We start from the raw sequence: 12389 nt of genomic DNA, 5'->3' as shown, positions 1-12389 counted from the left end.
ATATAGCTTTTCTGAAGCAGTCATTTATTTCTTCGAATAACCGAAAAAAGGAGGATGAGCGTGGCTTTTCTTGATTATCAACTAAACCCTAGAAATCATATGCACCTTCGCGAAAACGATTCTGAACAGCGTTGGTTGATCAAGACAGCTAAAAGATCATCCTTAGCATCCCATCTGGAAGAAGAAATCTATTCCTTGCGCTCAATGCTGGAGCAAATGGTACTTGAAGGAAGATTGATGACTTCCGACGCTGTGATAGAACTCAGCACGATTCTAGATTCCAAAATAAATGAATATATGAAGAATTCTGCTAAGGGCCGGTGAGAAACCGGCTTTTCTTCTGCGCTTTACTTTTCAGACAGAGGGGGTGACATCAAGATGAAAGTGAATTTGAAGCTTGCATTATGGGTAATGATTCTTATGGTTCTCTTAGCCGGGTGTGGAGGACCGAAGGCGGATGTTACCATTTTCATGATGGGGCCTCAAGGGATTCCAAGTGATGGTGCACAAAAACTGCAAAGCTCTCTAGCAGCCAAGGTAGGTGCAGTTCCAACTATTGTTTTAAACGCGTCCCCCATGTTTTCAGTAGAGAAAATGATAGTAGAGATTGCCGCCGGTGAGAATGGGATTCTTATTATACCTGAAGATCAATTTCGTAATTTGGGTAAACAAGGCGGTTATGTACCGCTGGATGATATCATCAAGCCTGAGGACTATCCGACAGGGATCATGGAAATAACCGATCAGGGGAAGACGGAAAAGCATCTATACGGGATTCCGCTGGAGGATACCAAATGGATGAAGGAACAGAATATGAACGGCAAAGGGCTGTTTGCTTTTATTCCGCAGAATGCGAAGAAACAAGCAGAAGCCAAGCAAGTGCTTAAAATCATCGCTGAAAAGTAGTTGTAAGTTTTCGGCATCTAGCCTATAATCGATAGAGATTGCTAGCTCGAAGGACATTTTACAAGAATTAAATAGCTACAAAGCCGAAGGTGCTGACAAGCTTCGAACTATTCGAATCATGAAGCTTGCTGCTTAATAGGGAAGCCGGTGTAATTCCGGCACGGTCCCGCCACTGTAACACGGGAATTTCTTCACGATGCCACTGTTTCCAGCAAGGAATGGGAAGGCGTGAAGATAGCATGGCCCGTAAGTCAGGAGACCTGCCTTTTGCTGAATCGCAGTATGCATCCTTCGAGGAAAGGATCGCGTTAAATCAGAAAGCGGCAGGTTTCCCGCAAATTTCCGGTTTACCGTTCCCTCCATCCTTTTAGGTTGGAGGTTTTTTGATGTTTGGCTATTGAAATAATGGGAGGAACGGGATCAAATGAAGAAAAGCTCGTGGAATCAATTAGCACTAATCGTTCTTGCGCTTGTATTGGCAATCAGCCTGGCAGGCTGTGGAAAGAAAAGTGATGGCGGAGGAGAATTAACAGCTCCTGCCAAGCTCAGCTCGGAAGCAACGAAGAGCGCGAGTGCAACAGCAGCTCCGGCTCCAACGCCGAAACAAACTAAATTTCCATTAACTGTGAAGGATGCTACCGGCAAGGAATTTGTTTTCGATAAAGCACCCACGCACATAGTATCCGTATCTCCAGCTGAAACAGAGGCCTTATTTGCAATTGGGCTGAGCGATCAAATTGTGGGAGTTTCCGATTTTGATGATTATCCGGAAGCAGCCAAATCCAAAAAGAAAATGGGTGGCATTGTTAAGCCTAATACAGAAGCGATGATTGCGGCTAACGCAGATTTCATCATTACAGGGGTTTCCATGAAGCCGGATACTGTGGAAAAGCTTCGGGCTTTGAATCTGAATGTCTTCAAGGTAGAGCCGAAAAATTTGGATGATGCGATGGCGGATATCACTTTGTTCGGACAAATTACAGATCATCAGGAGCAAGCAGAAAAGGTCGTGTCCAAAATGAAGGCTGATCGCCAAAAGGTTGTCGATGCCGTTAAAAGTGTGAAGCCAGAAGCCAAAAAGAAAGTTTATGTCGAGTTCTCAGCAGGCTGGACGGTTGGAAGCGGTGAATTCATGGACGAACTGATCACCTTATCAGGGGGCGTGAATGTGGCTGCCGATACGAAAGGCTGGCACCAAATCAGTGAGGAGAAAATCATTCAGCAAAATCCGAATGTCATTCTATTCGCTAAAGATGCTATCGATGATAAATCCAAGAAAACACTCGATCAAATCATTCGTGAACGCAGCGGATGGAACCAGATTGATGCGATCAAAAATAACAGAGTTATAGGATTGGATGGAAATCTGCTCAGCCGACCAGGTCCAAGGCTTACGGACGGACTGCTCGAAATGGCGAAAGGAATTTATCCGGAACTGGTGAAATAATGAAGCGTAAATTGATGTGGTGGGGAGGAGCGGGAGTCATGCTCCTTCTTCTTTCTATTTTAATCAGCTTATCGATAGGCAGCGCAAAGCTTCCCATTCCGCAAATTGCCGGAATTCTCGTTAAGCAGTTGCCCTGGCTAGGAGATTATATCCCTGCAAGCTGGCCTCAATCCTCCGAACAGATTATTATGAAGGTACGGTTCCCGCGCATAGTGCTCGGTATTCTTGTAGGGGCTTCTCTATCCGTTGCCGGCGCAGCCTTCCAAGGCGTTTTGCGCAATCCTCTAGCTGATCCATACTCGCTGGGTGTCTCATCCGGCGCATCCGTGGGGGCAGCATTTTTGATTTATTTTGGGCTTCAATATGCACTGTTTGGTCAATGGACAATTCCGGTAGTAGCTTTCGGAACAGGTCTGGTTTCGCTGCTGCTCGTTCTGAGGCTGGCGCAAATTGATGGAAAGCTGAAGATGGAAACACTCATTTTGTCAGGTGTTATTATGCAAGCCTTTTTGGGGGCGATGGTTTCTTTTATGGTCTCGCTTTCCAATAAAGTGATCAATGAGATCATATTTTGGCTGATGGGCAGTTTGGCGATGAGGGGTTGGAGTTACACGGGTGTGATCGCTCCTTATTGGTTGATAGGCTTTATTATATTACTTGGTTACACAAGGTCACTGAATTTATTCGCGCTGGGTGAACGTCAGGCTGCTCATCTCGGAATCCATGTAGAACGAACCAAGCTAGTAGTTCTGATCGTTGCTACGTTCATTACTGCGGCAGCGGTTTCTGTTGCGGGGGTCATTGGTTTCGTGGGATTGATTGTCCCTCACCTTGTTCGTTTATTGGCGGGACCAGACTATCGGTTGATTTTGCCGTTATCCGCCATCGGCGGCGGGATCTATGTATTGTGGGCGGATACGATTGCCCGAACGCTGCTTAGTCCGACAGAAATTCCACTGGGTGTCATTACTGCATTTTTGGGAGCGCCGTTTTTCGCCTACCTGCTGCATAAGCATAAGAAAACGTTAAGAGGTTGATGGGTATGATCCAGGTCGAGCATTTGGATAAAAAGTTTGACGGCCAGCAGGTGCTTCTTGATATTGGGTTTGAGGTAAAGCCCGGGGAGTTTTTTGGCATTATTGGCCCCAACGGCAGCGGCAAATCAACACTGCTCCGCTTATTATCGGGTGTGGATCCCGCTTCTGCAGGAAGCATCAAGCTGCAAGGTAAGCCTATTGCCGCTTATTCCCGCAAGGAGCTGGCGCGATGGCTGGCGGTTTTACAGCAGGACGCGCTTCCTCCTTTGGGCTTCACCGTGCGCGAGGTTGTGGAGATGGGCCGCTATCCCTTCCAAAACTGGCTCGGGGAAGATTCGGACGATGCCTCTTCTCTGATCGACGAAATCATCGCCAAACTCGATCTTGGGCCTTTGTTGGAGCGAACGATTGAGCTGCTCAGCGGTGGAGAACGGCAGCGTGTTGCACTTGGCAAAGTGATGGCTCAACAGCCGCGCCTGCTGATGCTGGATGAACCGACGACCTTTCTGGACATTGGCTATCAGATCCAGATGATGGATTACATCAAAGGCTGGCAGCGCGAAACAAGCTTGACCGTCGTGGCTGTGCTGCACGATCTTAACCTCGCCGCTCAGTATTGCAGCAGGCTGCTTGTTGTGCATGAAGGCAGACTGGCTGCCATCGGCACACCGGAAGAAATCATCAAGAGCGAGCTGATCGCCCAGGTATATGGGACCGAGCCCATTGTGCTAAGGCACCCGATTAATCATGCGCCGCAGATATTATTACAGCCTGGGATGCAGGAACGTTGAGAGGTTGTGGATTATGAAAATAGTGGAAACATTCATAGAACGAATTCAGCCGCTGGATGCCCGGCAAATAGAGCTGGCCAGCCGTCGATTGGACTCGCTGACAAAGCCGCCCGGCAGCTTGGGGAAGCTTGAAGATATCGCGCGCCAGCTGGCAGGGATAACGGGTGAAACGATCCCTTCATTCGAGAAGAAAGCCGTCATCGTCATGGCGGGAGATCATGGTGTTTGCGCGGAGGGCGTCAGCGCTTTTCCAGCTGAGGTCACACCGCAAATGGTGCTGAATTTCCTCAGCGGCGGCGCAGCGGTGAATGTGCTGGCGCGGCATGCCGGAGCGCAGGTTGTATGTGTCGATATCGGGGTGAACGCCGATTTGGAGCATCCTGAGTTGGTTTCACGCAAAATCAAACGCGGAACGAACAATATAGCCCTTGAGGCAGCTATGACGCGAGAGGAAGCCGCCCAGGCCATTGCGGTGGGGGCACAGATCACGGAGGAGCTTTATGCTAAAGGCTATCGCCTCTTTGCCACAGGCGAGATGGGGATTGGCAATACGACAGCGAGCGCTTCGATTCTATGCGCATTGACAGAGTTGGATGTAGATGCGGCCGTAGGCAGCGGAACAGGCATAGATGAGGCCAAACGAATCCATAAGCAGTCGGTCGTACGCCGAGCTCTTGAGGTAAATGCTCCCGACGCTAATGATGCGCTGGATGTACTCTCCAAGGTCGGAGGACTCGAGATTGCCGGCCTGGTGGGCGTTATTCTTGCAGCAGCTGCTAATCGCTGTCCGGTGGTTATTGATGGTTATATCTCTTCAGCGGCAGCCTTGATTGCAGCAAGACTGGCTCCGCTCAGCGTTCCATATATGCTTGGCTCTCATTTGTCCCAAGAGCGGGGACACCATAAAATGCTGGAAGCGATTGGGCTTGGCAGCATGCTCCAGATGGATATGCGATTGGGTGAAGGCACCGGCGCTGTGCTTAGTTTTTCCCTGATTGACGCCGCAGGCCATATCATGAGGGAAATGGCAACTTTTGAAAGCGCAGGGGTTTCTCGATCTTAAGAGCTGGCTGGAGGTGAAGCATATGGCGATTTTGGTGACAGGCGGTGCGAGAAGCGGGAAAAGCACATTCGCCGAGCAGCTCGCTGTTCAGCTTAACGAAAAGCAGGGTATTTATATAGCCACTGCACAAATATACGATGAAGAGATGCGCGAACGCATCTTGCAGCATCAGGAACAGCGGCACCTATCCGGCTTCAACTGGATGACGATCGAAGAGCCTTATGAGCTAAGCGAGCAATTAAAGCAAGTTAGCGGGACAGATGACGATGCTCCCATAGTGCTTGTGGATTGTTTAACCTTATGGCTTTCGAATTGGCTGCTTCGTTATGAACATGATCCTGACAAGGCCGGGAAGCTCACCGGGAAAGTCGATGAATTGCTGGCAGGAGTGTCCTCCTGCAAAGGACAGGTATTGTTGGTTACCAATGAAGTGGGAAGCGGTATTGTACCGGAATACCCATTGGGACGGAGCTTCCGTGATCTCGCGGGCAAAATGAATCAAAGGCTGGCTGCATTGTGTGATCAGGTGTTTTTGGTAACAGCGGGAATTCCTGTCGAGCTGAAAAGCAGAGCATACAGACTGGAGTAATCCCCTTGTAAGCATGATGGAAGGCAGGGTGAAGCGACGCTTATGCTGTTTTATTCATTTGAAGAAATAATCTGGATGCTGGCTGCAGCTATTGCGATTGATTGGTTAGTCGGTGACCCCAAATGGCCGACCCATCCTGTTATTTACATAGGCAGATGGATTCGCTTCATGGAGCGTAAGCTGGCTGCAACCGGGAACCCTGCATCCCAAAAAGTGAAAGGCATTCTGCTGACCCTGTCCACGATATTACTCAGCTTTGCCGTCATGCTGCTCATTGTTTCCGCAGCCCAAGCCATCCAAGAGTGGCTTGGATATATCGTCTCCACCTGGTTTATTTCAACGACCATTGCGATAAAAGGCTTGAAAGACGCAGCCTACCGCGTCTATGTACCGCTAAGTAACGGCGATATCCAAGAAGCGCGCACCTATACGGGCTATATCGTAGGCCGGGATACGGCAGAGCTCGGCGAGGCAGAGCTAACCCGCGCCGTCGTGGAAACGGTATCCGAGAATATCGTCGATGCGGTGATAGCGCCGCTGTTTTATGCTTTTTTGGGTGCGGCTCCGCTGGCCATGCTGTACCGCGCTTCCAACACGCTCGATTCGATGGTGGGCTATAAGAGCGAGAAGTATTTGTTTTTCGGCTGGGCCTCAGCACGCTGGGACGACGTGCTGAACTGGATCCCCGCCCGGCTGACCGGCCTCCTTCTGATCTTCGTCGCGCTCCTGCAGCCGGGGCTTTCCGCGAAGCGCGCGTGGCGGGCCATCCGCCGCTTCGCGCATTTGCACCCCAGCCCGAACAGCGGGATCCCGGAGTCGGCGGTAGCCGGTGCGCTCGGGATTGAGCTTGGCGGGCTGAATGTGTACGGCGGCGTGGCAAGCGAACGCGCCCGCCTCGGCTGGCCGCTGCGTGAACGGACGCAGCGGGATATTGTAGGGACCGTACGCATCCTGTACGGCATCAGCTTTGCTGTGATGGGAGGCCTTATATGCGTACTGCTCTTTCTCTAGGGATCGGTTATGGACAAGCGCTCGTGGCGGCTTTTCAATTTCTTACACGATTGCCGATCCCGTTTAGGTTTGAATACACGGAGACCATCTGCCGACGCAGCGTAATTTTTTATCCGTTGGTTGGCGCCGTCATCGGTCTCTTGCTCAGCTTTGCTGGCGCAGGATTGCTGCACATTGTCCCCGTTCTCCCGGCGGCCTGCTTACTCCTGGTATTATGGGTCGGTCTTACGGGCGGGCTCCATCTGGACGGCTTGATGGATACCGCAGATGGAATACTCAGCCACCGGCCTCGGGAGCAAATGCTGGAGATCATGAAAGACAGCCGTGTTGGCGCAATGGGTGTGATCGTCTGTGTGCTTCAACTGCTGTTGAAGTTTGCTCTGCTCTATGCGCTGCTTTCTTCCGCCAAATGGCCTGCAGCTAGCCTATTGCTGGCAGTCGTACCCATCTGGAGCCGCTGGTTTATGTCGGTCGGCATTCAAGGCTGGCCGTATGCGAGACGTGAATCAGGGATGGGCAGTTTTTATCAAAGTGTGGGGCTAAAGCACGTTTATGCGGGATTAGTATTGGGAATGGCGCTGACAGCTGCATGGATGTGGGCTGGCAACCAGATCATACCGGATATACCTAATGAATGGCCAGCCATACAAGGGCTTGCTTGGCAGTACATTGCTGCTTTTCCGCTGCTGACCTTCTGCTGCGGCTATGGCATCGCGGCCTATTTGGCGCATAAGCTTGGTGGACTTACCGGCGATACTTATGGAGCGCTTAATGAGTTGTTGGAAACAGTACTGCTTTTAGCTGTAATTTTGCTTTTCCATTGAAGGAGTGAAGCATCATGCTGGAAAGATTCGGGCACGGAGGGGACTTATGGACGGCGCAAGAGTCCTTCGGGCTTCCCAAGGAACAATTTCTCGATTTTAGCTCCAATATGAATCCTCTGGGTCCTCCTCCAATCGTTGAGGAATTGATGGCTAGGCATTGGAAGGATATCGTGAAGTATCCCGATCCTGCAGTACGAGAGCTGAGAGATAAGCTTTCTCGCAAATATGGCATTCCACCCGAAAGCATTCTTGTAGGAAATGGTGCTGCCGAGCTGATTGATCTTATTGTACGGGTGCTCCAGCCTGATATTACGGGGCTGGCCAGACCCTCTTTTTCCGAGTATGAAGAAGCGATCCGTAATTCCCGAGGCAGTATCCACAATATGGAGCTGCAAGCGAAGACAAGCTTTGTGCTTCAGAAAGCGGCCTTGATGGAAGCTTCCATGAAAAGCGATCTGTTGTTCCTTGGCCATCCTAACAATCCAACCGGGAAGCTCATCCCTCAGATGCTGCTGGAACAGCTTGTCGATAGCGGGAAACCGCTCATACTGGATGAGGCCTTCATTGATTTTACTGTGGATGAAAAGGAAAGATCCATGCTGCGCCGTGCAGCCATTCAACCGGACCTTTATGTCATTCGTTCCATGACCAAATTTTACTCGATCCCGGGCATCCGTCTTGGGTTTATCGTTGCCCACCCTAACCGAATTCGTGAGCTCGCTAAGCTGCAGGTTCAGTGGAGTGTGAATTACTTGGCTCAACTGATCGGTGCTGCCGTATTGGACGACCATGCCTTCGAGAATGCGACCCATGAATGGCTTCGGACTGAAAAGCCTTGGCTGACCGAACAGCTCGAGCAGTTAGGGCTTCATGTGGTGCGAAGTGATGTGAACTTCCTGCTGTTTGCGTTTTCTGAAGCATCCGGAATTGATGCCAAACAGGCTCAAAAGCATATGGGCGCCCAAGGGATATTAATCCGCGACGCCTCCTTGTTCCAAGGATTAAATCAGCGCTATTGTCGTACAGCCATACGCCTTCGTCCCGAGAATGAACGCCTTGTAACAGGCCTCAAGCAAATGATACAGGAGCTTTCGGCGGACAAAGGGGGAGGGGTATAGTGAGCGAGCGGATCGCGAAAACCATTATGGTTCAAGGTACTGCATCGGATGTAGGCAAAAGCATTCTGACCGCTGCGCTTTGCCGCATCTTTGTCCAGGACGGCTGGCGCACAGCTCCCTATAAATCACAAAATATGTCGCTTAATTCGTACGTGACTTATGATGGCAAGGAAATCGGAAGAGCCCAGGGCGTTCAGGCGGATGCTTGCAAAATTCTGGCTACCACAGATATGAATCCGATCCTCTTAAAGCCCAAGCAGGATATGGTTTCACAGGTTGTCGTGCATGGCAAGCCTTATATGGATCTCGACGCAAGAACCTATCGGGAATCTTACCTGCCTCAGGCAGAGCAGATCGTCAAGGATGCTCTTGCAAGATTGCGCGGCGAGTATGATTTGGTTGTGCTGGAGGGGGCGGGCAGCCCGGCCGAGGTCAATTTAAAAGATCGGGATATCGTCAACATGCGATTGGCCGGTTGGGCGGATGCACCTGTGATCCTTGTCGCCGATATTGATCGGGGTGGAGTGTTCGCTTCGATCGTCGGGACGCTGGACATCCTTACCGACCAAGAGAGAGCCAGAGTTAAGGGCTTCATCATCAACAAGTTTCGCGGAGATGTCAGCCTGCTGCAGCCGGGTTTGGAGTGGCTGGAGGAACGCACAGGCAAGCCCGTGCTCGGCGTCATCCCCTATCTGCCTCAGCTTGGCATCGAGGACGAGGATTCGGCTTCGCTGGATTCCAAGCGCAAGCAGCGGGTCTACGACCAAGACGCTGCAGCTAAATCTGCGGATCAGCTCGATATAGCCGTCATTCGCTTGCCGCGCATTTCGAACTTTACGGATTTTGATCCGTTGCAGCAGGAGCAGGATGTGCATTTCCGGTATATCACGCACATCTCGGAGTGGGGAGATCCGGATGTCGTCATCCTTCCCGGCAGCAAGAACACGATGGCGGATTTGCAGTTTCTGCAGGAATCCGGCTTTGCCGACCAAATCAAGCTGCACGCTCTTGAGGAGCAGCGCTGGGTATTGGGGATCTGCGCAGGCTATCAGATGATGGGTCGCACGCTGCTGGATCCGGATGGATGGGAATCGGACACGCCGCAGCTCAGCGGCCTTGATTTATTTCCCGCGGAAACCATGTTCTCCGCTGACAAACGAACGGTTCAAGTGGAAGGCACCAGCCGTCTTTACACGGGACAAGAGGAAATCCCGATTGAAGGCTATGAGATTCACATGGGCCGCACGCGATTTCTGGAGCCGGCAGCGCATCCCTTTCGGATTCGAAACGGATTATCCACGGAAATCCCGCATGAGGAAGGCGCCGTTGCTTTGGACGGTAAAGTATGGGGCACCTATGTACATGGAATTTTACATAATGATGATTTTCGCCGGGACTGGTTGAATCGAATTCGAAGCAGCAAGGGGCTGACGCCTTTGCCAGCGGAGCTGCGATTTAAAGAGCGGCGTGAAGCAGCCTTTGACAGACTGGCCGAACACGTGCGAGAGCACTTGGATATGCGGCAGGTTTATGAGATGATGGGCTTAAATGTAAACTGATGATTTCAGGAGGGACTTATGGATGAAAATTTATACACGCACCGGAGATGCCGGTCAAACGGGTGTTATTGGCGGCAGGGTCGATAAAGATGATATTCGCGTAGAAGCCTATGGCACTGTGGATGAGTTGAACTGCTATTTGGGGCAGGCCATAAGTTTTATGAACCCGGATACGTTTAACGATCTATTGGAAGATTTGCTCCAGGTTCAGCATGAGCTGTTTGATTGCGGGTCTGATCTGGCAACGCTCAAGCCTGAGCTTCGTCCTTTTAAAGTAACGGCTGGGATGGTGGATGTGCTTGAAGCATGGATTGATAAATACGATGCGGAAACACCTGACATTACCCGGTTCATTTTACCTGGAGGCAATCAAGCATCATCGGCATTGCATATTTGCAGAACAGTGTGCAGACGTGCGGAGCGCAGAGTGGTGACCTTGGCAAGGACGCAGGAAATCAATCCGGAGGTTCGCCGGTATTTAAATCGATTGTCCGACCTATTCTTCACGGTTGCTCGTACTGCCAATTTTCGCGAAGGTGTAGCTGACGTGGAGTATCTCCGCAGTGCTGAAGTATTCAGACATAAAAAATGAGCTACTATGAACCTCTTATTTATCTCGTTCCTCCTGAGGAAGACGGCTTTTTGCTGAAAACTATTTTACAAAAAAGAATGGGTGTTTCCCGCAAGCTGATTTCCCGTGTGAAGCTGTCGGAGCAAGGCATCACCGTAAACGGGGTGCGTCAATACATCAGTGTGCATGTACGGGCGGGAGATCGGGTAGAACTGCGAATGGAGCACGAGGAGTCGGAGGATATTTTGCCTCAGGATCTGCCTCTTACAATCATCCATGAAGACGAACAGCTGTTGATTCTCGCCAAAGAAGCTGGGATCATCGTGCATCCTACGCACGGGCATTACATGAACACTCTCGCAAATGGAGTGGTGTACCATTGGAAGCAGTCAGGTCTCAGTTACCGGTTTCGCCCTGTCCACCGGCTTGACCAGGAAACCTCGGGTGTCCTCGCGATTGCCAAAACACCCTATGCGCATCAACAAATCTCGGAGCAAATGATTGCCCACCAAGTGAGAAAAGAATATTTGGCCTTTGTATGGGGCGTTGTGGAAACAGGCAGCGGAACCATCAACGAGCCCATTGACCGCGATCCGGAGCAGCCGCATGTGCGCATCGTAACACCGGACGGATATTCGGCGGTTACCCATTATGAGGTCGTGGAACAATTTGACCAGGGCGCTTGTGTGCGGATATGGCTGGAGACGGGCCGGACCCATCAGATTCGCGTGCATATGAGGCACCTTGGCCACCCGCTCATCGGCGATAAGCTGTATACGTTGGAAAAATTCGCAGAGGCAGCATCTTTGTTGCCGGAAGACAATCTTCGGAGGCAGGCGCTGCATGCATATAAATTGGGTTTCCGGCATCCGGGAACACGAGAGCACGTGGAGTTCACTGCGCCGCTGCCCGAGGATCTTATACAATTGAAGGATTGGCTGCGTTTTGGCCAGTCCTGACAGGATACTTTCTCTTTCCATAGGAGGTCGCAAAAAGGGCGAAAGTTCGTTTTGCGGCCTTTCATTTTGACCTTGCCATTGCTTGACTTTAACCCCGTCTTAGCCCAAAATTTAACCATTGCTATATAAAGGAGAACTTATTCATGAGCGTCAAATTTTATGGATATCATAAATGCGGCACCTGCTCTGATGCGACCAAATGGCTGAAAGCCCACGATGTGAAGATCGAGGAAAGCATCCCGCTTTTTGAGACGCCGCCTACCGCGAAGGAGCTAAAAAAGTTGCTGACCGACAGTGGTCTGGAGATCAAGAAGTTTTTCAATACCTCCGGTGAGGTTTACAAGGAAATGGGGCTTAAGGATAAGCTGCCAGGAATGACAGAGAAGCAGATGCTGAAGCTGCTCTCTTCTAACGGAAGGCTGATCAAGCGTCCTATTGTTACAGATGGCCACAAGGTTACCGTTGGTTTTAAGGAAAACATATATGAGGAAGCATGGGGGAAAGGGTGACTGAG

The 12389-nt window shown here is 50.7% G+C and carries 15 protein-coding genes and 1 riboswitch; all 15 genes read left to right on the top strand.

What is annotated here, in order from left to right; translation table 11 throughout:
• The first annotated feature begins 60 nt into the window (after positions 1–60).
• The 15 genes from BLV33_RS12155 to BLV33_RS12095 all read left to right on the top strand — a co-directional run bounded on the left by BLV33_RS12155 (position 61) and on the right by BLV33_RS12095 (position 12384).
• Positions 61–324: an aspartyl-phosphate phosphatase Spo0E family protein gene (locus tag BLV33_RS12155; RefSeq protein ID WP_090791461.1), complete on the top strand. Its 264-nt coding sequence runs from the start codon at positions 61–63 to the stop codon at positions 322–324.
• 54 nt (positions 325–378) lie between these two features.
• Positions 379–906 carry a type 2 periplasmic-binding domain-containing protein gene (locus tag BLV33_RS12150; protein ID WP_090791458.1) on the top strand — a complete coding sequence of 176 codons (528 nt, stop codon included), beginning with the start codon at positions 379–381 and terminating at the stop codon, positions 904–906.
• Positions 907–976: 70 nt separating this feature from the next.
• Positions 977–1189: riboswitch (cobalamin riboswitch) on the top strand.
• A complete protein-coding gene (locus BLV33_RS30440) occupies positions 1146–1277 on the top strand; it encodes a hypothetical protein (protein ID WP_290439051.1) in 132 nt (43 codons plus the stop codon). It overlaps the preceding riboswitch by 44 nt.
• Positions 1278–1330: 53 nt before the next feature.
• Positions 1331–2353 carry an ABC transporter substrate-binding protein gene (locus tag BLV33_RS12145; protein ID WP_090791455.1) on the top strand — a complete coding sequence of 341 codons (1023 nt, stop codon included), beginning with the start codon at positions 1331–1333 and terminating at the stop codon, positions 2351–2353.
• Positions 2353–3390 (top strand): FecCD family ABC transporter permease, encoded by a 1038-nt coding sequence (locus tag BLV33_RS12140; protein ID WP_090791453.1) that lies wholly within the window; start codon positions 2353–2355, stop codon positions 3388–3390. Before BLV33_RS12145 ends, BLV33_RS12140 begins: the two co-directional genes overlap by 1 nt.
• Before the next feature lie 5 nt (positions 3391–3395).
• Positions 3396–4181 carry an ABC transporter ATP-binding protein gene (locus tag BLV33_RS12135; RefSeq protein ID WP_171909127.1) on the top strand — a complete coding sequence of 262 codons (786 nt, stop codon included), beginning with the start codon at positions 3396–3398 and terminating at the stop codon, positions 4179–4181.
• 13 nt (positions 4182–4194) lie between these two features.
• On the top strand, positions 4195–5244 hold the full coding sequence (gene cobT, locus BLV33_RS12130) for a nicotinate-nucleotide--dimethylbenzimidazole phosphoribosyltransferase (RefSeq protein WP_090791449.1): 1050 nt from the start codon (positions 4195–4197) through the stop codon (positions 5242–5244).
• A gap of 22 nt (positions 5245–5266) precedes the next feature.
• Positions 5267–5833, top strand: coding sequence for a bifunctional adenosylcobinamide kinase/adenosylcobinamide-phosphate guanylyltransferase (gene cobU / locus BLV33_RS12125; protein WP_090791447.1), 567 nt, complete (start codon positions 5267–5269; stop codon positions 5831–5833).
• A 42-nt stretch (positions 5834–5875) separates the two neighbouring features.
• Positions 5876–6844, top strand: a complete 969-nt coding sequence (gene cbiB / locus BLV33_RS12120; RefSeq protein ID WP_090791444.1) for an adenosylcobinamide-phosphate synthase CbiB — start codon at positions 5876–5878, stop codon at positions 6842–6844.
• Positions 6823–7668, top strand: coding sequence for an adenosylcobinamide-GDP ribazoletransferase (gene cobS, locus BLV33_RS12115; RefSeq protein WP_090791442.1), 846 nt, complete (start codon positions 6823–6825; stop codon positions 7666–7668). The genes cbiB and cobS overlap by 22 nt, the downstream gene beginning before the upstream one ends.
• 14 nt (positions 7669–7682) lie before the next feature.
• The gene (cobD, locus tag BLV33_RS29325; RefSeq protein ID WP_171909126.1) at positions 7683–8786 is read left to right on the top strand and encodes a threonine-phosphate decarboxylase CobD; all 1104 of its coding nucleotides are present in this window, start codon (positions 7683–7685) and stop codon (positions 8784–8786) included.
• On the top strand, positions 8786–10345 hold the full coding sequence (locus BLV33_RS29320; protein WP_366414806.1) for a cobyric acid synthase: 1560 nt from the start codon (positions 8786–8788) through the stop codon (positions 10343–10345). Before cobD ends, BLV33_RS29320 begins: the two co-directional genes overlap by 1 nt.
• 22 nt (positions 10346–10367) lie before the next feature.
• Positions 10368–10937 (top strand): cob(I)yrinic acid a,c-diamide adenosyltransferase, encoded by a 570-nt coding sequence (locus tag BLV33_RS12105; RefSeq protein WP_090791440.1) that lies wholly within the window; start codon positions 10368–10370, stop codon positions 10935–10937.
• A complete protein-coding gene (locus tag BLV33_RS12100; RefSeq protein ID WP_090791438.1) occupies positions 10934–11875 on the top strand; it encodes an RluA family pseudouridine synthase in 942 nt (313 codons plus the stop codon). Before BLV33_RS12105 ends, BLV33_RS12100 begins: the two co-directional genes overlap by 4 nt.
• A gap of 143 nt (positions 11876–12018) precedes the next feature.
• Positions 12019–12384, top strand: coding sequence for an arsenate reductase family protein (locus BLV33_RS12095; protein ID WP_090791436.1), 366 nt, complete (start codon positions 12019–12021; stop codon positions 12382–12384).
• Positions 12385–12389: the final 5 nt, after the last annotated feature.

The sequence above is a fragment of the Paenibacillus sp. GP183 genome (genome assembly GCF_900104695.1).
In the GTDB taxonomy this organism is placed as follows: Bacteria; Bacillota; Bacilli; order Paenibacillales; family NBRC-103111; genus Paenibacillus_AI.
This window is presented reverse-complemented; position numbering and strand designations above follow the sequence as displayed.